The organism is Methylopila henanensis (assembly GCF_042681025.1).
GTDB classification, from domain to species: domain Bacteria; phylum Pseudomonadota; class Alphaproteobacteria; order Rhizobiales; family Methylopilaceae; genus Methylopila; species Methylopila henanensis.
Genome location: NZ_JBHUER010000010.1, coordinates 36,772 through 57,280 on the forward strand (window position 1 = coordinate 36,772; position 20,509 = coordinate 57,280).

Below are 20,509 nucleotides of genomic sequence, written 5' to 3' on the forward strand. Positions count from 1 at the left end.
GCGGCCTGACCTTCCCGATGAACGGGGTCTCGCTGCGCTGGTTCCAGAACCTGTTCGAGCAGCAGGCGGTGGGCGATTTCGGCGGCGCCTTCACGCGCTCGCTGATCCTCGGCCTGATGGTGATGGTCACCACCGTGCTGGTGTCGCTGCTCGCAGGCCTCGCCTTCCGGCGCCGCTTCCTCGGCTCCACCGTGCTGTTCTACCTCACGATCTCCAGCCTGGTGGTGCCGTCGATCCTCGTCAGCCTCGGCATCGGCCTCGCCTTCCAGATCGTGGGCTGGCAGCCGGCCTGGTGGAGCTCGGGCTTCGGCGCCCACCTGACTTGGACGCTGCCCTTCGGCGTGCTGATCATGTTCGCGGTGTTCAACCGCTTCTCGCCGGCCTATGAGGAGGCGGCGCGCGACCTCGGCGCTTCGGACTGGCAGACCTTCGCCCACGTCGTGTTGCCGATGATCCTGCCGAGCCTCGTGGGCGTCGGACTGTTCGGCTTCACGCTGTCCTACGACGAGTTCGCCCGCACGCTGATGACGGCGGGCTCGTTCAACACGCTGCCGCTCGAGATCTACGGCATGACCACCAACGTCACGACCCCGGTGCTCTACGCCCTCGGCGCGGTGACAACGCTGGTGTCGGCCGCGGCGATCCTCGCGGCGCTGGCGGCGATCACGCTGATCGGCAAGCAGCGCAAGAAGCTCGGGCCATCATGAGACGGCTCGCGTGAAGCTGCTCGTCGTCAATCCGAACACGACGGCATCGATGACCGCGAAGATCGGCGAGGCCGCGCGCTCGGTCGCGGGCGCGGGCACCGAGATCGTCGCCGTCACCTCGCCGATGGGGCCGGCCTCGATCGAGGGATTTTATGACGAGGCCTTCGCGGTTCCCGGGCTGATCGCGGCGATCGCCGACGGCCAGCGCGCCGGCGCCGACGCGGCGATCGTCGCCTGCTTCGACGACACCGGGCTCGACGCCGCGCGCAGCTTCGCAAATATCCCCGTGGTCGGCATCTGCGAGGCGGCGCTCGTCACCGCCGGGCAGATCGCGAAGCGGATCGCGGTGGTGACCACCCTCGCCCGCTCGGTCGTTCCGGTGGAGGAGCTCGTCCGCCGCTACGGCTACGCCGAGCGCGTCCGGGTCAGCGCCTGCGACGTGGCCGTGCTCGCGCTGGAGGAGCCGGGATCGGGCGCGCGCGCGAAGCTCGAGGCCGAGATCGAGCGCGCCGTGGCCGGCGGCGCCGAGGCCGTCGTGCTCGGCTGCGCCGGTATGGCCGATCTCGCCAAGGCCCTGTCCGCGCGCTTCGGCCTGCCGGTGGTCGACGGCGTCGCGGCGGCGGTCAAGCAGGCCGAGGCGCTGGTCGCGCTCGGCCTCGCGACCGCGAAGACCGGCGCTTACGCCACGCCCTCCCCCAAAACCTACGCGGGCCTGCTCGCGCCCTTCGCGCCCGGCGGCGAAACGTCCTGACGAAAAACGGCGGCGACCCGAAGGCCGCCGCCGGCTTATCGTTCCGCGCGGGACGCATCGGTCAGAGACCGATGTCCTTGCCGTCCTCGCGGCGCACGGCGATCACGGCCGGGCGCGGCAGCTCCCGGCGGTCCGGCCAGGTGCTGATCGTGTTGGGGATGCCGCCGCCCTCGCCCGGATGCTGGATCGCGCAGAACAGCGTGCGCTCGTCGTCCGAGAACTCTGGACCGCAGACCTCGGAGCCCTTGGGGCTGCTGAGGAACTGCCGGAGATAGCCGCGGTCGCGGCCGACCGTCGGCACCACGTGCAGCGCGTCGTTCGGATGGCCGATGTCGGCGCTGTTCGGCTGCCCGTCGGTGGCGATCCAGAGATGGCCCCGGCTGCAGAAGGCGATGTTGTCCGGCGACGCGATCTTGCCGAGCTTCGTCGCGTCGGCGTAGCCGGCGAAGAAGGTCGCGCTGGAGGGCAGGCCCGGCGTCAGCGCGTCCGGATCGGTCTTGAGGTCGATCTCGGGATTGCCGCAGAGCAGGAAGATCTCCCACTTGAACGCCGTCGCCGCGTGGTCGTTCTTCTGCTCGATCAGCTCGATGATGTGGCCGTTGAGGTTCGGCACGCGCGGATTGGCGTGCGCCGAGCCGGAGTCGGCGACCACGCTCGAACGGGCGCTGTTGTTGGTCATCGTCAGGTAGACGCGGCCGTTGACCGGGTTCGGCTGGCAGTCCTCCGGCCTGTCCATGGCGGTCGCGCCGACCGCGTCGGCGGCGAGGCGGGTCTTGATCAGGATCTCGCCCTGGCTCGCGAACTTGCCCTTCAGCAGCGGGTTGTCGATCGTGAGCGGGATCCACTCGCCGGTGTTGTCGTCATGGAGCTTGGCGACGTAGAGCACGCCCTCGTCGAGCAGGTCGAAGTTCGCGGCGCGGTTGGCGGGGTCGTACTTGTTCTTCGAGACGAACTTGTAGACGTAGTCGAACTGCTGGTCGTCGCCGGTGTAGACCGCGACGCGGCCGTCCTTGGTGATCGCCGTGGTCGCGGCCTCGTGCTTGGCGCGGCCGAGCGCGGTGCGCTTGCGCGGCACGAAGGTCGGGTCGTAGGGGTCGATCTCGACCACCCAGCCGAAGCGGAACGGCTCGTTCGGCTCCTTCACCACGTCGAAGCGGTCGAAGAACGCCTCCCACTTGCGGCCGGTCGCGCCGCTCGACAGGCCGTAGCGCGCGTGCGCCGCCTTGATCGCAGGATCGGCGGCCGAGCCGTTGTTGGCGAAGTACTGGTTGAAGTTCTCTTCGCAGGTGAGCCAGGTGCCCCACGGCGTCTTGCCGCCGGCGCAGTTGTTCAGCATGCCGAGCACCTTCGTGCCCGTCGGGTCGGCGGAGGTCTTCATCAGCGGCTCGCCGGCGGCGGGGCCGGTGATGACCATCGGCGTGTCGCCGGTGATGCGGCGGTTGTAGCGGTCGCTCTTCACGACGCTCCAGATCGAGCCGGCGCGTTGGATCTCCACGACCGAGCCGCCATGGGCCGCGATCTCGACCTCGGCCTGCTTGCGGTTCACGCCTGGGCTGTAGTTCTTGAACATGTCCTCGCCGGACGTGTACTCGTGGTTCACGCACAGCAGGGCGCGGCGGTCGCTGTCGAGCGGGAAGTAGCCGACGAAGTCGCAGTTGTAGCCGAACTGCTGCGCCTGGGCCTCGGGCGTCTGCCGGTTCGGCTGGAACGTCGGCGCGGTCGGCAGCACCGGGTCGCCCCAGCGGATCAGCACACGGCTCTCGTAGTTCTCCGGAACGATGATGTCGTCGGCCTGCGAGGGCTCGATCGGCTTGAACGACAGGCGGCGGGCGCCGGCCTCGGCCTCGGTCGGCAGCAGCGCCGCGGAGCCGGCCATCAGCACCGGCACCGTCGCCGCCGCGCCGAGCAGGAACGAGCGGCGCTCGATGTTGCGGGCGAGCACGGAGCGGAACGGCTCGTTGTGCGGCCGCGCGTCGCCTTCGGCGTGCAGGCCCGGACGGTCGATGCCGGCCGCCTCTTCGTCCTCATGCGCGCGGATGTCGGCGGCGCCCCGGCCCTTGGCCGACGTGTCGTCAGTAGTCATCGATTTTCCCCGTGACGGTCCTCGGAGACGACGGGCCGGTTCGCCCGCCGCCGAAACTGGAACGGGTCCAATCTGCGGCGCCGTCCATGTCAGGCGTTTGACGGCCGCGGCATGTGGCGCGCCAGCCGTCGCGACCGTGGACAACGCCGTTCGCAGGCGCCAAAAGCAGGCTGTCATGATCCAGATCGAAGACCTCACCTGCCGCGTCGCGGGGCGCGTGCTGCTCGACCGCGCGAGCGCCTTCCTTCCCGAAGGCGCGCGCGTCGGCGTCGTCGGCCGCAACGGCACCGGCAAGACCACCCTGTTCAAGCTGCTCGCGGGCGACATCGGGCCCGACGACGGCGCGGTGAACATGCCGAAGGGCCTGCGCCTCGGGCGCGTGGCGCAGGAGGCGCCGTCAGGGCCGGAGCCGCTGATCGAGGTGGTGCTCGCCGCCGACAAGGAGCGCGCCGCGCTGATGGCGGAATCGGAGACCTGCGTCGATCCGGACCGCATCTCCGAGATCGTGACGCGGCTGATCGACATCGACGCCTACGAGGCGCCGTCGCGGGCGGCCCGCATCCTGTCGGGCCTCGGCTTCGACGACGACGCGCAGCAGCGCCCCTGCTCCGACTTCTCCGGCGGCTGGCGCATGCGCGTCGCGCTCGCGGCGGTGCTGTTCTCCGAACCGGACCTGCTGCTGCTCGACGAGCCGACCAACCACCTCGACCTCGAGGGCACGCTCTGGCTGCAGGACTATCTCGCGAAGTACCCGCGCACGACGCTGGTCATCAGCCACGACCGCGACCTGCTGAACGCTTCCGTCGACCACATCCTGCACTTCGATCAGGGCAAGCTGACGGTCTGGAAGGGCAATTACGACGCCTTCGACCGGATGCGCCGCGAGAAGCTGGCGCTCGACCAGAAGGCGGCGAAGGCGCAGGCCGAGGAGCGCGCCCGGCTCGAGGCCTTCATCGCCCGCTTCAAGGCGAAGGCGTCCAAAGCGACGCAGGCCCAGTCGCGCGTCAAGCGGCTCGCGAAGATGCAGCCGATCAACGCCGTGGTCGAAAGCAGCGTGGTGCCGTTCCGCATTCCGGAGCCGGAGCGCGAGCTGGCGCCGCCGCTGGTCGCGCTCGACGGCGTCTCGGCGGGCTACGGCGACCGCACCATCCTGCACAAGCTCAACATCCGCATCGATCCGGACGACCGCATCGCGCTGCTCGGCTCGAACGGCAACGGCAAGTCCACCTTCGCCAAGCTGCTGGCGAACCGCCTTCAGGCGAGCGCGGGCCGCGTCAACAAGTCCGAGAAGATGCTGGTCGGCTTCTTCGCCCAGCACCATGTCGAGGACCTCGACGTCGAGGGCACGCCCTACGACCACATCCGCCGCCTGATGCCGACCGCCGGCGACGCGCAGGTGCGCGGCAAGGTCGCGCAGATCGGCTTCCCCGGCGACAAGGCCAACACCAAGGTCGGCAAGATGTCCGGCGGCGAGAAGGCGCGCCTCGCCTTCGGCCTCGCGGTCTGGCACGCACCGCATCTGCTGATCCTGGACGAGCCGACCAACCATCTCGACATCGACAGCCGCGAAAGCCTCGCGCAGGCGCTGAACGAGTATTCCGGCGCGGTCATCCTGATCAGCCATGACCGCCACCTGCTCGACGCGACCGCGGACCGGCTCTGGGTGGTCGGCGGCGGCGGGGTCGAACCGTTCGACGGCGATCTCGACGACTACCGCAAGTACATCCTGTCGGCCGAAGGTTCGGGGAAGTCGAAGAAGGTCGGCAAGGGCACGGGCATGTCCTCCGAACCCGCGTCGAAGCGGGTCGACGTCGGCGCGCTCAAGAAGAAGATCGCCTCGCTTGAGGAGCTGATGGCGACCTGCGACCGCGAGCTCGCCCGCATCGACGCGGAGCTCGCGGCCGGCGGCGGCTTCGCGGACAAGCCCCAGAAGGCCGCGGCGCTGGGCGCCAAGCGCGCGGAAGTCGAGCGCGCCAAGGCCGAAGCCGAGGAGACCTGGCTGGAGGCGAGCGCCAGCGTGGAAGAGGCCGCCGCCGCGTGACGCGGCGTCCCCTCGTCCTCAAGCATCTCGCGGTCCCGCGGCCAGGGCTCGCGGTCGCGATCATCGCCCTCGCCATCGCCGGTTCGTTCGCCTTCGCGGCGCTCGACGGCGGGTTCGGCCTGCGCAGCTTCGCGCTGGTCGCGGGCGTCGCCTTCGGGGTGGCGCTGCAGCGGGGCGAGCTGTCGCTGGTGCGCGCCTGGCGCGACCTGATGATGCTCAGGGACAGCGGCCAGCTCCTGGGCTTCCTCGCCGCCCTCGCCGTCGCCGCCCTGCTCACGCTCGGAACGCTCGCGGGCCTGGGCCTCGCGCCGCCCGCCAACGCGCGCATCGGCCCGGTGGACTGGCTGCTGCCGATCGCGGGCTTCGTGTTCGGCGTCGGCTCGGTGATCGCGCGCGGCGGCGTCATGGTGCATCTCCGGCGCATCAGCGAGGGCTCGCTGGTGGCGGCGCCCGCGCTGCTCGCAGTGTTCGCCGGCTTTGTGCTGGCGCTGGCGCACTGGCGCTGGACCTTCGAGGCCGCGATCGAGCACGCGCCGACGCCGTGGCTGCCGGACTCCCTCGGCCTCGCCGGCGCGCTCGCGGCCCAACTCGCGACGATCGCCGTTCTCGTCGCAGCGCTCTGGCGCTGGCGCCCGAAGCCGGCCGCGTCCGGCGCGGGGTTCATGCGGCGGGTGCTGATCGAGCCGTGGCCGGCGACCGCGGCCGGCGCACTGCTGGGCGTCCTCGTCGCGGCGAGCTACGCCGCCGGCGAACCGCTCGGCCTGATCGCGGAATGCGCGACGGTCGCGCGCTGGCTCGCGACCGCGCTCGGTCTCGCGCCGGACCATCTGCCCGGTCTCGACACCGGGATCGCGGGGCTGGTGGTGCCCCGGATCGAGGGCTTCGCCCTCACCCACCACGTGGTGATCATCGTCGGCTTCGTCGTGGGCGCCTTCGCCTGCGCGGTCGGCTCCGGCCGTTTCAGCCTCACCGGCGTCACGGCCCGCGAGTGCGTGGAGATGCTCGTCGGCGGGATCATGCTCGGCTGGGGCGCGATGACGGCGCTCGGCGCGGTCACCGGCGAGGCGATCGCGGGCGTCGCGGTGGGCGCGGTCTCCGGCTGGGTGTTCCTGGCCTCGGCCTCGCTCGGCATCATCGTCACGCTGAAGCTCATGGGCGATCCGAGCGCGGCGTCACAGGCCGTCTCGTGACCGGCCCGCAGAAGAACAGGGACGCGCCATGACCCGCCCGACCGACAGCATCGCCGAGGCGATCCGACGGCTTGTCGCCGAACGCGGGCCAGGCAAGACTATCTGCCCCACCGAAGCGGCGAAGGCCTCCGCCGCGGCCGACGGGCTTGAGGGCGACGCCTGGCAGGGCCGGATCAAGGCGGTGCGGGCCGCGGCCGTCGGCCTCGCCCGCGCCGGCGAGGTCGCGATCTACCGCAAGGGCAAGCCGGTCGACCCGGACGGCTTCAAGGGCGTCTACCGGATCGGCCTGCCGGCCGAGGATACGACCGATCCGTCATCCCGGCCGGAGCCACAGGCGGAGAGCCGGGATCGCGATCCGGATGAGGCGCCCTAGCTTGCGCCCGATCCCGGCTCTCGCTTCGCTCGGCCGGGATGACGCTTCCGCCCCTCACACCACCATCTGGTTGCCGAGCTCGACCACGCGGCCGGCGGGAATGCGGAAATACTCGGTCACGTCGAAGGACTGGCGCACCAGGCCGATGAAGACGTGGTCCTGCCACAGCGGCATGCCGACGCTGGCGGAGGCGCGGAACGAGCGCCGGCCGACGAAGAACGACGTCTTCATCATGTCGAACGGCAGGCCATAGGCCTTCGCCTGCGCCAGCGCGCGCGGGAGGTTCGGGTCCTCCATGAAGCCGTAGCGGACGATCAGGGTCGAGAACTCGTCCGAGACCTTTCCGAACTCGATGCGCTCGTCCTCGCGCACGATCGGCTGGCGTTCGGTCCGGACCGACAGGATGACGTTGCGCTCGTGCAGCACCTTGTTGTGCTTGAGATTGTGCAGCAGCGCGGGCGGCGCGATCTCGGGCGACGAGGTCAGGTACATCGCCGTGCCCTTCACCCGCGTCGCCGAGCTCGTGGACATGGACTTGGCGAACTCGGCGATCGGAATGCTCTCGCGCCGGATGCGGCCCTCAACGAAGCGCACGCCGCGGATCCAGGTCCACATCAGCACCACGATCGCGGCGCCGAGGATCAGCGGGATGTAGCCGCCGTCCGGCAGCTTCAGCAGGTTGGCGCTGAGGAAGGCGACGTCCACGATCAGGAACGGCGTCATGCAGACGACGGCGGCGAGCCAGCCGAACTTCCAGAACTTGGCGATGACGACGATCGCGAGCAGCGTGGTCACGATCATCGTGCCCGTGACGGCGATGCCGTAGGCGGCGGCGAGCGAGCTCGAGCTCTGGAACACGATGACGAGCGCCAGCACGCCCGCGAGCATCAGCCAGTTGACCTTGGGCATGTAGATCTGGCCGGCCTGGGTCTGGGACGTGTGCTGCACCTCGAGATGCGGCAGCATGCCGAGCTGCATCGCCTGGCGGGTCAGCGAGTAGGCGCCGGAGATCACCGCCTGGCTCGCCACCACGGTCGCGAGGCAGGCGAGCAGCACGAGCGGCAGCCGGAACCATTCGGGCGCGGTCAGGAAGAACAGGTCCTTGATCGCCGCGGGGTGGGAGATCGCGAGACCGCCCTGGCCGAGATAGTTCAGAACGAGCGACGGCAGCACGAGGCCGAGCCAGGCGGTGCGGATCGGCCCGCGGCCGAAATGGCCCATGTCGGCGTAGAGCGCCTCGGCCCCCGTCACGGCGAGGAAGGTCGCGCCCAGCACGATGAAGGCGAGCCAGCCATGATCGACCAGAAACAGCGCGGCGTGGTAGGGGTTCAGCGCGTGGAGCACCACCGGCGCGTCGAAGATGTGCAGCACGCCGAGGACCGCGAGCACCACGAACCACACCACCGTGACCGGCCCGAACAGCGCGGCGACCTTGCCCGTGCCGGATGACTGGACGGCGTAAAGCACCACGATGATCGCGATGGTGATCGGCAGAATGTAAGGCTCGAACACCGGCGTCGCGACCTTGAGGCCCTCGACCGCCGACAGCACCGAGATCGCAGGCGTCAGGATGGCGTCGCCGTAGAACAGCGCCGCGCCGACCGCGCCGAGCGCGAGCAGCAGCGTGCTGTTGCGGCCGATGGCGGTCTGCGCCAGCGCCATCAGCGACAGGGTGCCGCCCTCGCCGTGGTTGTCGGCCCGGAGCAGGATGAAGACGTATTTGAACGTCACCACCACCACCAGCGCCCAGGTCAGCAGCGAGACGATGCCGATCACCTCCTCCGTGCTCGGCTGGTGGCCGAGATGGAGCAGGGACTCGCGCATGGCGTAGAGCGGGCTGGTGCCGATGTCGCCGTAAACGACGCCGACGCTGCCGATGGTCAGGGTCCAGAAGCTATGCCGCTCGCCATGGGTGGCCGTCGCTTCGGCGGCGCTGGCGCCATGGGTGCCGGTCGCGCCGGAGAGGCTCGCCTCGGACGACGGCGCGGGGTGCTCGGATGAGCTGTCGGTCATGTTCGCCTTGGGCCGCGTTGCTTCCCGGAGGTCGATCGGCCGCGGCGACGATCCTCCCGCACTATGTGTGCCCCATCAGGGTCGAGGCAACGGGGCGGTCACATATCCCAGCAGCCAGTAGGCCACAAGGCCGACCCATTCGCGGGCGGCCATGTCGGTCCTGCGGAGCCCCGCGCTGAACGAGGCCGAGAACGCCCAGGCGTCCTGCGGCCCCCGGGTGCGGTAGTCCACCGGCCACGCCTCCACGGGAAAGCCCGCCGCTCGGAAGCAGCCGACCGCGCGCGGCATGTGATAGGCGGAGGTCACCAGCAGCCAGCGCCCGTCCGCGGCCTCGCCGGCCGCCTCGCGGCTGAAGCGCGCGTTCTCCACGGTGTTGCGCGAGCGGGCGTCGAAGATCAGCCGGTTCTCCGCGACGCCGAAGCTGACGAACAGGCGGCGCGCCAGTTCGGCCTCGGTCGCGCCGTCCTCGCCCACCAGCGCGTTCGAGCCCCCGCTGAACAGGATACGCGCCTCGGGCCAACGCCGCGCGAGCTCGGCCACGACGGTGAGCCGCTCCGCCGCCGCCGCGAGCGCGACCTCTTGCCGCGCTCCGGCGATCGCGGTGTCGAACGAGCCGCCCAGCACCACGAGTCCGGCCGGGGCGGGACAGTCGGACACGCGCGGAAACCGCTGCTCCAGCGGCAGCAGCAGCCAGGCGCCGAGCGGCGAGAAGCCGGCCGCGGCGAGGCCCAGGATCGCCGTCGCCATCGCCGCGGCGCCCGCTGCCGGCCAGCCGGCCGCCGCAAGCGCGACGCCCGCGAGCCCGATCACCGCGAGCGCGTTCGAGGGCGCCGCCAGGAAGCCGAGGATTTTGGAGGCGACGAAGAACATGCGAGGCCTTTCGGGCGGAGCGCGCAGGACCACGCGTCGCGCCGACGCGCCGCCGTCGGGAGGAGCGACGACTCTTTTTTCACATCCCACGGTTTAGCGTACGGCGGCGCGGGTCCCAGACCGTCGGCGCCTCATCGGAGGAGAGCGTGACCCCGACCCTCGCCGACTGCCTTGACCGGCGCTCGAACGACCTCGCGGCCGTGCGCATCATCGCGGCCGCCGCTGTGCTCTGGGCCCATGCCTGGGTGGTGACGACGCCCGACCTGAAGACCGCCGACTTCATGCATGTGTTCGGCTTCTCGCTCGACTTCCATGGCGTGCATGCGTTTTTCATCCTGTCGGGCATGCTGCTCGCGCGCAGCTACATGACCCGGCCGGACGCGCTGCGCTTCGTCGTGGCGCGGCTGATGCGCTACCTGCCGGGCATCTTCGTCTCGACCGCGATCGCGGCCCTCGTCATCGGGCCGCTCGTGACGCGCCTGCCGCTCGAGGCCTATTTCGCCGACGGCGCGCCGTTCCGCTTCATCGCCGCCGTCACCTCGCTGATCGACATCAACGCGACGCTTCCCGCCACGCTCGACCAGGGCGCGGAGCCGAACACCCTCTACATCCCGCTCTGGACGGTCCGCTACGAGCTGGTGTTCGCGATCTGCCTCGCGATCGCGGGCGCGCTGGGGCTGGTCGGGCGCCGGGCGCTGACGCTCGCCGCCCTCGTCGCCACCCTCGCCGTCAACGTCGTCTGGTTCTGGAACGGCGAGGCCGCCCATCTCGACCTCGGGTCGCCGCACCACCTCGTGCGCTTCACCTCCGCCTTCGGCATTGGAATCGCGCTCGCGACCTTCGCCGACCGGATCCCGGTCTCGAAGCGGCTGTTCGGACTGGTCGCGGCCGTCGCGGTCCCGCTCGCCTTCACCCCGCTCGCGGCGCTCGCCGGCATGGCGCTGATCGCCTATGCGATCGTCGTGATCGGCTTCGCCCGCCCGCCCCTCGCCGGCGCGCTCGCGCGGCTCGGCACGTGGTCCTACGGCTTCTATGTGTCCGGCTTCCTGATCGAGCAGTGCCTGGTCCACGCGGCGCCGTCGCTTAACGCCGTCGGCGTGTTCGTGCTGGCCTTCCCGCTGGCGCTCGCTGCCGGCTGGCTGTCGTGGCGCTATGTCGAGGCGCCGTCGATCGCGCTGGTCAATCCGATCACGGGCGCGATCGCCCGCCGCCTGCCCTGGCGCGACGGCGCGGTCGACCCGATGCCCGACCGTCCGACCAACCGCTGAGCGCTGCCGTCGGCGACGGAACCCGCGTCATGACCGCGCCAAGCCGCCGGGCATGACGGTGGGATCAGGCTCCGGGTGGGAGCGTTCCGATCACCGCCCGGTGGCGGCGTAGCGGCGGAAGCTTTCGGCGTCGCCCATAAACACGTTGCGGTCGACGTTGCCGGTGACCCCGCCGATGCGGCCGGTGGCGGTGTGCTGCCAGAACGAGAAGCGCCGCGAGACGTGGTACTTCAGGCTCGGATGGCCGGCGACGCTGCGCAGCCAGAAGTGATGGCCCGGGAACGCGCCGACCAGGATGTCGCGGTGGAAGTCGACGCTGGTGTAGATCGTCGGCCGCTTGCCGAAATGCCGCTCCACCATCGACAGGAACACGCCCATCTCGCGCAGCACCTCCTCGCGCGGCGGGCGGCGCTTGCAGGACGGCGACAGGTGGTTCCACTCCATGTCGAGCACGGGCGGCAGCGCGGCGGGGTCGTTCGGCACGTTGCGGATGAACCAGGCGGCCTGCTCGGCGCCGGTGCGGCAGAAATAATAGAAGTGGTAGGCGCCGCGCGGGACGCCTGCGGCGCGGGCGCTGGCCCAGTTCTGCTCGAAGCGCTCGTCGACCCGGTCGCCGCCCTCGGTCGCCTTGATGAAGGCGAAGGAGACGCCGGAGGCGCGCACGCCGGCCCAGTCGATCTCGCCCTGGTACTTCGCGACGTCGATGCCGTGGATCGGATGGTCGTCCGGGGTGGTGACGCGGCCCGCGAGCGCGGCGCCGATGCCGGTGGACGGATCGATCTCCGTGGTGAGCGCGGTGCGCTCCACTTCCGGACCGACGGTGGAGCAGCCCGCAAGCGCCGCCGCGGCGAAAGCGACGCCCAGAAAGGCGCGCAGCGCTTTCGTCCCCCTCGCCTTCGCCATGCGCCGGTCCCCCGAATGCCTCTGCGACAGTCTATGCCGCGTTGGCGCGGCGGATTTTCACGGCTGCGTGAACGTTCAGCGGTCGGCCGCGTCGCGAATCATCGCGACGACCTCCTCGGCGGCCTTGACCGGTTGCGCGGCCCGCTCGCCCTCGAACGCCAGCGCCACAAGAAGCGTCGAGAACACCACGGCTCCGGCGACGCGCGCCACTGCGGGATCCTTCATCGACGGCCTCCTGTCACGCGAACTCATGCGGGCCAGCAAAGCGGAGGAACGTGGCGAAATCGTTAATCGCTCGCTCACCATGTCGGCGGCGATGAGTCAGCGCAGGCTGAGGCCGAACCACCAGCTCGCGAGGCCGAGGAAGGCGAAGAAGCCCACGACGTCTGTGATCGTGGTCACGAACACGCCCGAGGCGACCGCCGGATCGGCCTTCAGCTTGTCGAGCCCGAGCGGGATCAGGATGCCGAACAGGCCGGCGCAGACGAAGTTCACCACCATCGCCGCGCCGATGATCACGCCGAGCTGCGGGTTCGCGAACCACGTCCCCGCCGCGAGGCCGACAAGCGCCGCCAGCGCCGCGCCGTTGGCGAGCCCGACCAGCGTCTCGCGGCCGATCAGGCGGCGGGCGTTGTGGCCGCCGAGGTCGCGGGTCGCGATCGCGCGCACCGCGACCGTCATGGTCTGGGTGCCGGCGTTGCCGCCCATGGAGGCGACGATCGGCATCAGCACCGCGAGCGCCACCATCTGCTCGATGGGGGCTTCGAACAGGCCGATGACGCTCGCCGAGAAGAAGGCGGTGCACAGGTTCACCAGCAGCCACGGGATGCGGCTCTTGGCGGTGTAGAGCACCGAGTCCGAGATCTCCTCGTCGCCGGTCACGCCGCCGAGCGCGCGCAGGTCCTCGTCGGCCTCCTGCTCGATGACGTCGAGAATGTCGTCGACCATAAGCACGCCGACGAGCCGGTCGGCGTCGTCGACCACCGCCGCCGAGACGAGGTTGTAGCGCTCGAACATCCGCGCCGCCGCCTCCTGGTCGTCGGTGGCGCGGACGGTGCGCGGGTCCTCCTCCAGGATGTCCTGCATCAGCGTGGAGCGCCGGGTCCGCAGCAGCCGGTCGAGCGGCACCGAGCCCAGCAGCTTGTGCGCGGGATCGACGACGAACACCTCGTAGAACGTCTCCGGCAGGCCGGGCGTGTCGGCGATGTGGTCGATGACGTGGCCGACCGTCCAGAACGGCGGCGTGGCCACGAACTCGTTCTGCATGCGCCGGCCGGCGGACTCTTCCGGAAAGTCGAGGCTGCGCGTGAGCGCGACCCGGTCGGGCGCCGGAAGCTGGTCGAGGATGCGGGCGCGGTCGACCTCGTCGAGGTCCTCGAGGATGTAGACCGCGTCGTCGGAATCGATGTCGCGGACGCCCTCCGCCACCGTCTCGGGCGGCAGCTCCTCCAGCAGGCGGACGCGGACGGTCTCGTCGACCTCCGTCAGCGCGGTGAAGTCGAACTCCTTGCCCAGCAGCTCGATCAGCTTCGGGCGGTCGTCCGGCTCCAGCGTCTCGATCAGGTCGCCGACGTCGGACTCGTGCAGGTCGCCGGCGAGCTCGCAGACGCGCGGGCCGTCGTTCGCCGCGATCGCCGCGACGACGGCCTCGACGAAGCCCGGCCGCAGCCGGCCGTCCTCGTCGCGGATCGCGTCCACGACGTCCGGTCCGGGCGTCCCGGCGCGCGTCTCGGCGTCAGCGGTCATGCGCCCTCGCTGGACATGGGGTGAACTCGTGGGCGGGGTGTATGGCGTCTTGTGCGGCGCGGCAACCTGAGGCGGAAAACTCGCGCCCCGCGCGCCCGCGAAACGCCGCTTGCGATACACGCATGACGAGCGCAGTCTTCGCCCTGCAGGCCAAAAAAGGCCGAAGATCGGGGGACGGCATGGCTGACGTGGTGGTGTGCTGCGACGGGACCTGGAACACGCCCGACGACCTCGACGGAGGCCTCCCGGCGCCGACCAATGTGGTCAAGATCTACAACGCGCTCGCGGAGACCGGGGCCGACAAGACGCCGATCCGGCGCTACTACCATCCCGGCGTCGGCACGGACGGCGGCTGGTGGGAGCGCGCGCTCGGAGGCGGCGTCGGCGCCGGGCTCGGCCAGAACGTCAAGAGCGCGTACAGATGGCTGGCCGGCGCCTACCGGCCGAAAGACCGCATCTGGCTGTTCGGCTTCAGCCGCGGCGCCTTCACCGCGCGTTCGCTCAGCGGGATGATCTCCCGCTGCGGCCTCATCGACACGGCCGGGATGACCGACGCCGAGATCTGGGCGGCGGTCGACGCGACCTATGACGCCTACCGCGCGAGGGCGAAGGACGTCGAGGCGACCGACGCACGCCCCGTCCTCGGCTTCTCCAAGGGCCAGAAGGTCGCGGGCAAGACGCCGATCCACTTCATCGGCGTGTGGGACACGGTCGGCGCGCTCGGCATCCCCGACGACATGGCGCTGCTCAACCTGATCGACGATCCGACCGCTTACGAGTTCCACGACACCGCGCTCAGCGACAATGTCGGCTACGCCCGGCACGCCGTCGCGCTCGACGAGCGGCGGCAGAGCTTCACGCCGACGCTGTGGGTCGACACCCCGCCGAAGCAGAACGTCGCGCAGGTCTGGTTCCCCGGCGTCCATTCCGACGTGGGCGGCGGCTACGTGCAGACGGGTCTCGCGAACGGCGCGCTGAAGTGGATGATGGACCAGGCGGCGGACGCCTCGTCTCCCGTGAAGGCGAAGGACGGCGCGCCCGAGCCCGCGACGCTTGGGGGCCTCGTCTTCCGCAAGGGCGCGGCCGCGCAGGTGGTCCCGAACGCGCGCGACGTGCTGCACGATTCGCTGACCGGCGTGTTCAAGAAGCTGAAGACCCGGCCGCGCGAGGCCCCCTGCTTCGCGCCCGCAGCCGCCCGGGCGGCCAAGCTCGACGGCTCGATCCACGCCTCCGCCTATGACCGCTACGACGATCCGCCGCTCAGCCAGTTCGCCTACTGGCCGACGCGCGCGCTCGCCCCCGGCGAGGAGAAAACCGTCGACGTGTTCGCGCGCGACCACTGGAACGCGTCAGGGATCTATCTCGAGAAGGGAGCGGCCTACTCCTTCGCGGCGACCGGCGAATGGCTCGACAAGTCGATCGCCTGCGGCCCGGACGGGGCGCGGGACGGCACGTTCAAGCCGGCAGAGATCGTCCATGTGCTGTCGTCCGCCTGGGGCGGAGCGGAAAGCCTCTACAAGCGGCTGACCGGCAACGCGCAGGCGGACTTCTGGTGGACCAAGCGCGAGGAAGGAATCGGCTGGTTCGCCCTCGTCGGCATGATCGCGAGCGGCGAATGGTTCGAGAAGGACGGCTCGCTGGCCAAGAAGCCGCTGACCAGCAAGGACCACGCCCGGCTCACGCTCAACGAGACCTTCCACATCGGCTCGAAGGCGACGATCACGCCGCAGGCCTCGGGCTATCTCTACTGCTTCGCGAACGACGCCTGGCAGACCTACGACAACAACCGCGGAAGCGTGAAGCTGACGGTGAGGCGAACCTGAGGTAAAATGTCATCCGATCACGAGCGACACTGCTCTTCAAAACTATAATTTTATGCACCATCGAGCGGACCATCTCGACGCTCTTTTATCTATATCCTGAAAATAGGCCGTCATATGGGCGCAGAGAATTTTGAAACGACCTTTCTTCAGCACGTACGCAATTCGATCAAACAAAACAGAAAAATGGCCGATCGGGCCATGTACCAATTCATTGCGCTTCGCTTGGGCTTGGTCGTGACAAGCGCGTCTCTGCCCGCACTTACGACAGCCGAAGACAAGGGCTGGGCGACATGGGCCGCAATTCTGGTTGCGGTGCTAGCGGGGCTGGACACCCAGTTTCGATGGGGGGAAGAATGGCGGCATTTCAGGTCCACTGAGCGCATGCTCGAAAGAATGGTGAGAGACTACGGTCGTCGTGAGGCGGCGATCGCGGCGGGCCGATCGATCGGGCCGATCTCCACGCAAGTCGAAAACTTCGACAAGCTGTTCGACAATGTCGAAGCACTGTTGCAAACGGAGTCCGACAACTTCTTCAAATTTCGCGTCGCGGACGAAAGCGTTAAAGGAACCCCTCCCCGAGCTAGGTCCGGCAGCGCCTAAACCCGAGCGAGCCCTAAAAACGAACAAGCCCCGGAGCTTGGGGCTCCGGGGCTTGTTCCGCCGCATGAGGTATGCAGCCAAGTCTATGGTGCGGTCGAGAAGACTCGAACTTCCACGGGTTGCCCCACAGCGACCTCAACGCTGCGCGTCTACCAGTTCCGCCACGACCGCGACGGCGGTGCTGATAACAAATCGACGACGGCTCCACAAGGGCGGAACGGCGCGGCGCGACGCGCGGTCGAAAGCCCCTGTGAAACCACGGGCGCGCCGTGCGTCCGGAGGCGTCGGCCGGGGGCGGAGCGCGGGTCAGGACGGAATGGCGGGCGAAGAATCGACAGGCGTCGGAGCGCGGGACGAGGCGCAGGCGCCCGATTCCCGCGGCGGGGCCGGACGCGCCGGCGCTCCGTTCAGGCCGCGTCGGCCTCGGCGCCGCCGACCAGGCGCTCGGTGCGGCCTTTTTCCTCGCGCTGGATCATCGAGGTGATCTCGACGCCGATGCGGTCGCCGTTGACGAACACCGCGCCGCGGGCGATCGGATGGTCGTTGGCGAGGATGGTGACGGCGTCGTCCTCGGTGGCGGCAAGCTCGATCACCGCGCCGCGGCCCATGCGCAGCAGCTGGTGGATCGGCATCCGCGCGGCGCCGAGCACGATCGAGAGCTCGAGGTTGACCTTGTCGATACGCGGCACGAAACGACATCTCCGGAGCGCGCGGCTCCCGTCCGGGGGCCGCGAGCCCAGTGCAGCACGGTTATGGTTAAGGCATGGTTGAGCCCGTTCGCCCCTCGTCTCCGGCCGGCGCCCGCGGCGCGCTCGCGCGGCTGCCCGCCCCCGCCGGCGCGCCGGCGGTCGAATGGCTCGTCGGCGAAGGCCTGACCGACTACGCCGCCGCCGTGCGGGTGATGGAGGCGCGCGCCGCCGCGATCGCCGACGGCGCCGCGGACGAACTGGTCTGGCTGGTGGAGCATCCGCCGCTCTACACCGCCGGCACCAGCGCCCAGCCCGCCGATCTGGTGCGGCCGGACCTGTTCCCGGTCTACGCCACCGGGCGCGGCGGGCAGTACACCTATCACGGGCCCGGCCAGCGGGTGGCCTATGTGATGCTGGACCTGAAGCGGCGCGGGCCGGACCTGAGGCGCTTCGTGGCGGGCCTCGAGGACTGGCTGATCGCGACGCTCGACCGCTTCGGCGTCGCCGGCGAGCGCCGCGAGGACCGCGTCGGCGTCTGGGTGCGCCGGCCGGAGCGGGCCCGCGACGCCGAGGACAAGATCGCCGCCATCGGCATCAGGGTGCGGCGCTGGGCGACGTTCCACGGCGTCAGCCTCAACGTCGAGCCGGAGCTGTCGCACTACGCCGGCATCGTGCCCTGCGGCGTCAGCGACCACGGCGTGACGAGCCTCGCCGACCTCGGACGGATCGTGACCATGCCCGAGGTCGACATGGCGCTGCGCGAGACCTTCGAGGAGGTGTTCGGACCCACGCGGGTCGTGGAGAAGATCACCCTCGGCGCCGCCTAGAGCGCGCCGGACCTCAGCTCGGCGCGGCGGGCGAGGCCCGCGACGCCACGAGCTCGGTCAGCAGCCGGATCTGCTCCTGCTGCTGCGCGAGCATGGCCGCGAGATGGTCGTCGCGCAGCCGGTCGAGCTTCTCGTGCAGCGCCATGATCTCGATCTCGGCCTTGAGATTGACCTCGTAGTCGAGCGCGGCGTCCTGCCGGTCCTTCGCGGCCTGCCGGTTCTGGCTCATCATGATGATCGGCGCCTGCACCGCCGCGATCATCGACAGCATCAGGTTGAGGAAGATGAAGGGATAGGCGTCGAACGGCCGCGCCAGCAGGCCGACATTGGCGACGACCCAGACCACCAGGAACGCGCCGAAGGCCATGATAAACGTCCACGAGCCGCCGAAGCTCGCGACGCGGTCGGCGAGCCGTTCGCCGAAGCTCATGTTCTGGTCGAAGGCCTCGTTCGGCGGGCGCGAGACGGTGCGTCGGGCGGCCGCGCTCTTCAGAACGCGCGTCTCCGCCTCGTCCAGCGCCTCGGCCGGACGTCCCAGCCAGCGCGCCGCGGAATGGACGATGTCGCTCATGTCGTTCGCTCCTGACGTCGGTCGCGTCAGGATGCGGCGCCGGGGACCGGCGCGCCAGCCGGCCGGACCTCAGGCCCTCAGCGCCGGCCGGGCGTCGCGCCCGAGAGCGGCGAGCGCCGCTCCGGCGATCGCCGAGGCGTCGAGGCCGGCCTCCGCGATCTGCCGCTCCGGGCGGTCGTGGTCCTGGAAGCGGTCCGGCAGCGTCAGCGTGCGGATCTTGAGGCCGCGGTCGAGCAGGCCCTCGCCCGCGAGGAGCTGCAGCACCAGCGCGCCGAAGCCGCAGGACGAGCCCTCTTCGACGGTCAGCAGCACCTCGTGCTCGCGGGCGAGCCGCACGATCAGGTCGCGGTCGAGCGGCTTCGCGAAGCGCGCGTCCGCGACCGTGGTCGAGACGCCGCGCAAGCCGAGCTCCTCCGCCGCCTCGGTCGCGGCCTTCAGCCGCGTGCCGAGCGAAAGCAGCGCGACCGTCGACCCTTCACGGACGATCCGGCCGCGGCCGATGGGCAGGATCGCGCCCCGCCCCGGCAGCTCCACGCCGACGCCCTCCCCGCGGGGATATCGGAACGCGATCGGGCCCTCGTCAAAGGCGGCGGCGGTCGCGACCATGTGGACGAGCTCGGCCTCGTCAGCCGGCGCCATCAGGGTCATCTCCGGCAGGCAGCCGAGATAGGCGATGTCATAGGCGCCGGCGTGCGTCGCCCCGTCCGCGCCGACGAGGCCGGCGCGGTCGAGCGCGAAGCGCACGGGCAGCCTCTGGATCGCCACGTCGTGCACGACCTGGTCGTAGGCGCGCTGCAGGAAGGTGGAGTAGATCGCACAGAACGGCTTCAGCCCTTCCGCCGCGAGCCCCGCCGCGAAGGTGACGGCGTGCTGCTCGGCGATGCCGACGTCGAAGGTCCGCTTAGGGAAAGCCTCGCCGAACAGGTCGAGCCCCGTGCCGCCCGGCATCGCGGCGGTGATCGCGACGACGCGCTCGTCCTCGCGCGCCTCCGCGATCAGGCTCTGGGCGAACACCTTGGTGTAGCTCGGCGCGTTGGCCTTCGGCTTCGACTGCGCGCCGGACACCACGTCGAAGGCGGAGACGCCGTGGTACTTGTCGGCGGAGGCCTCCGCCGGCGCGTAGCCCTTGCCCTTCTGCGTCACCACGTGGATCAGCACCGGTCCCTGGTCGGCGTCGCGCACGTTCTTCAGGACCGGGAGCAGATGCTCCAGATTGTGGCCGTCGATCGGGCCGACATAGTAGAAGCCGAGCTCCTCGAACAGCGTGCCGCCCATGGCGAGGCCGCGGGCGTACTCCTCGGCCCGCGCCGCGCCGCGCTCGACGAACTTCGGCAAGCGCTTCGCCAGCCCCCGGCCGATCTCGCGCAGCGACAGATAGGTGCGGCCCGAGACGAGGCGCGCGAGATAGGCCGACATCGCGCCGGTCGGCGGCGCGATCGACATGTCGTTGTCGTTCAGGATGACGATCAGCCGCGAGCCCAGCGCCCCGGCGTTGTTCATCGCCTCATAGGCCATGCCGGCCGACATGGCGCCGTCGCCGATCACGCAGACGACGTGGCCGCCCTCACCCGTCAGCTCGCGCGCCACCGCCATGCCGAGGCCGGCGGAGATCGACGTCGACGAATGCCCGGCGCCGAACGCGTCGTATTCGCTTTCGGAGCGCTTGGTGAAGCCCGACAGGCCGCCGCCCTTGCGCAGGGTGCGGATGCGGTCGCGGCGGCCGGTGATGATCTTGTGCGGATAGACCTGGTGGCCGACGTCCCAGACGAGCCGGTCGCGGGGCGTGTCGAACACATGATGCAGCGCGACCGTCAGCTCCACCACGCCGAGGCCCGCGCCGAGATGGCCGCCGGTCACGGAGACGGCGTCGATGGTCTCGCGCCGGAGTTCGTCGGCGAGCTGGGGAAGCTGATCTTCGGAGAGGCGCCGCAGATCCGCGGGAACGACGACGGCGTCCAGCAGCGGCGTGGGCGAAGCTTCGGTCACGGTGACGACGTCGATCCTTCGAAACGGAAGGGCCGAGCGTTACACCACCGCTGGGACGCCCGCAAACG

At 70.2% G+C, this 20,509-nt stretch carries 18 protein-coding genes and 1 tRNA gene; 9 read left to right on the forward strand and 10 right to left on the reverse strand.

The features are described 5' to 3' along the window. The coding region (locus tag ACFSCV_RS13285) for an ABC transporter permease (RefSeq protein WP_378800063.1) at window positions 1–707 on the forward strand (707 nt) is incomplete at its 5' end. A gap of 10 nt (window positions 708–717) precedes the next feature. Next, the gene (locus ACFSCV_RS13290; protein WP_378800064.1) at window positions 718–1,458 is read left to right on the forward strand and encodes an aspartate/glutamate racemase family protein; all 741 of its coding nucleotides are present in this window, start codon (window positions 718–720) and stop codon (window positions 1,456–1,458) included. A gap of 61 nt (window positions 1,459–1,519) precedes the next feature. Here the strand turns inward: ACFSCV_RS13290 and ACFSCV_RS13295 are convergent, their stop codons facing one another. Next, window positions 1,520–3,541 (reverse strand): PhoX family protein, encoded by a 2,022-nt coding sequence (locus tag ACFSCV_RS13295; RefSeq protein ID WP_378800065.1) that lies wholly within the window; start codon window positions 3,539–3,541, stop codon window positions 1,520–1,522. A gap of 175 nt (window positions 3,542–3,716) precedes the next feature. Here ACFSCV_RS13295 and ACFSCV_RS13300 point away from each other — a divergent pair, with 175 nt between their 5' ends. From ACFSCV_RS13300 to ACFSCV_RS13310, 3 genes are read left to right on the forward strand one after another with little or no spacing between them, the layout of a single operon-like run. Continuing rightward, window positions 3,717–5,582 (forward strand): ABC-F family ATP-binding cassette domain-containing protein, encoded by a 1,866-nt coding sequence (locus ACFSCV_RS13300; protein ID WP_378800066.1) that lies wholly within the window; start codon window positions 3,717–3,719, stop codon window positions 5,580–5,582. Continuing rightward, window positions 5,579–6,772: a YeeE/YedE thiosulfate transporter family protein gene (locus tag ACFSCV_RS13305; RefSeq protein ID WP_378800067.1), complete on the forward strand. Its 1,194-nt coding sequence runs from the start codon at window positions 5,579–5,581 to the stop codon at window positions 6,770–6,772. The genes ACFSCV_RS13300 and ACFSCV_RS13305 overlap by 4 nt, the downstream gene beginning before the upstream one ends. Window positions 6,773–6,800: 28 nt before the next feature. Continuing rightward, window positions 6,801–7,145 carry a DUF3253 domain-containing protein gene (locus tag ACFSCV_RS13310; RefSeq protein WP_378800068.1) on the forward strand — a complete coding sequence of 115 codons (345 nt, stop codon included), beginning with the start codon at window positions 6,801–6,803 and terminating at the stop codon, window positions 7,143–7,145. Window positions 7,146–7,199: 54 nt separating this feature from the next. Here the strand turns inward: ACFSCV_RS13310 and ACFSCV_RS13315 are convergent, their stop codons facing one another. Together ACFSCV_RS13315 and ACFSCV_RS13320 are read right to left on the reverse strand one after the other, a co-directional pair. Then, window positions 7,200–9,158: a potassium transporter Kup gene (locus ACFSCV_RS13315; protein WP_378800069.1), complete on the reverse strand. Its 1,959-nt coding sequence runs from the start codon at window positions 9,156–9,158 to the stop codon at window positions 7,200–7,202. 75 nt (window positions 9,159–9,233) lie between these two features. Beyond that, on the reverse strand, window positions 9,234–10,028 hold the full coding sequence (locus ACFSCV_RS13320) for a YdcF family protein (protein ID WP_378800070.1): 795 nt from the start codon (window positions 10,026–10,028) through the stop codon (window positions 9,234–9,236). Between the two features lie 146 nt (window positions 10,029–10,174). Between ACFSCV_RS13320 and ACFSCV_RS13325 the strand changes: the two genes are divergently transcribed. Further along, a complete protein-coding gene (locus ACFSCV_RS13325; RefSeq protein ID WP_378800071.1) occupies window positions 10,175–11,296 on the forward strand; it encodes an acyltransferase family protein in 1,122 nt (373 codons plus the stop codon). Window positions 11,297–11,386: 90 nt separating this feature from the next. Here ACFSCV_RS13325 and ACFSCV_RS13330 read toward each other — a convergent pair whose 3' ends face one another. The 3 genes from ACFSCV_RS13330 to mgtE form a co-directional block, all read right to left on the reverse strand. Then, window positions 11,387–12,199 (reverse strand): glycoside hydrolase family 25 protein, encoded by an 813-nt coding sequence (locus ACFSCV_RS13330; RefSeq protein WP_378800072.1) that lies wholly within the window; start codon window positions 12,197–12,199, stop codon window positions 11,387–11,389. Between the two features lie 75 nt (window positions 12,200–12,274). After that, on the reverse strand, window positions 12,275–12,424 hold the full coding sequence (locus ACFSCV_RS13335; protein ID WP_271198866.1) for a hypothetical protein: 150 nt from the start codon (window positions 12,422–12,424) through the stop codon (window positions 12,275–12,277). 96 nt (window positions 12,425–12,520) lie between these two features. Then, window positions 12,521–13,945: a magnesium transporter gene (gene mgtE / locus ACFSCV_RS13340; RefSeq protein ID WP_378800073.1), complete on the reverse strand. Its 1,425-nt coding sequence runs from the start codon at window positions 13,943–13,945 to the stop codon at window positions 12,521–12,523. Window positions 13,946–14,067: 122 nt separating this feature from the next. On the opposite strand from mgtE, the gene ACFSCV_RS13345 reads away from it, so the two are divergent. Beyond that, window positions 14,068–15,768: a DUF2235 domain-containing protein gene (locus ACFSCV_RS13345; protein ID WP_378800074.1), complete on the forward strand. Its 1,701-nt coding sequence runs from the start codon at window positions 14,068–14,070 to the stop codon at window positions 15,766–15,768. Window positions 15,769–15,882: 114 nt separating this feature from the next. Next, on the forward strand, window positions 15,883–16,368 hold the full coding sequence (locus ACFSCV_RS13350) for a DUF4231 domain-containing protein (protein WP_378800075.1): 486 nt from the start codon (window positions 15,883–15,885) through the stop codon (window positions 16,366–16,368). Window positions 16,369–16,454: 86 nt separating this feature from the next. Here ACFSCV_RS13350 and ACFSCV_RS13355 read toward each other — a convergent pair. Both ACFSCV_RS13355 and ACFSCV_RS13360 read right to left on the reverse strand, forming a co-directional pair. Then, window positions 16,455–16,539, reverse strand: a tRNA-Leu gene (locus ACFSCV_RS13355). A 236-nt stretch (window positions 16,540–16,775) separates the two neighbouring features. Next, complete coding sequence (locus ACFSCV_RS13360) at window positions 16,776–17,057, reverse strand: FliM/FliN family flagellar motor switch protein (RefSeq protein WP_271198869.1); 282 nt, start codon at window positions 17,055–17,057, stop codon at window positions 16,776–16,778. 74 nt (window positions 17,058–17,131) lie between these two features. Between ACFSCV_RS13360 and lipB the strand changes: the two genes are divergently transcribed. Next, a complete protein-coding gene (gene lipB / locus ACFSCV_RS13365) occupies window positions 17,132–17,884 on the forward strand; it encodes a lipoyl(octanoyl) transferase LipB (protein WP_378800076.1) in 753 nt (250 codons plus the stop codon). Between the two features lie 13 nt (window positions 17,885–17,897). Here the strand turns inward: lipB and ACFSCV_RS13370 are convergent, their stop codons facing one another. Then, window positions 17,898–18,455: a DUF1003 domain-containing protein gene (locus tag ACFSCV_RS13370; RefSeq protein ID WP_378800077.1), complete on the reverse strand. Its 558-nt coding sequence runs from the start codon at window positions 18,453–18,455 to the stop codon at window positions 17,898–17,900. A gap of 69 nt (window positions 18,456–18,524) precedes the next feature. Then, the gene (dxs, locus tag ACFSCV_RS13375; protein WP_378800078.1) at window positions 18,525–20,441 is read right to left on the reverse strand and encodes a 1-deoxy-D-xylulose-5-phosphate synthase; all 1,917 of its coding nucleotides are present in this window, start codon (window positions 20,439–20,441) and stop codon (window positions 18,525–18,527) included. Window positions 20,442–20,509 lie beyond the last annotated feature (68 nt).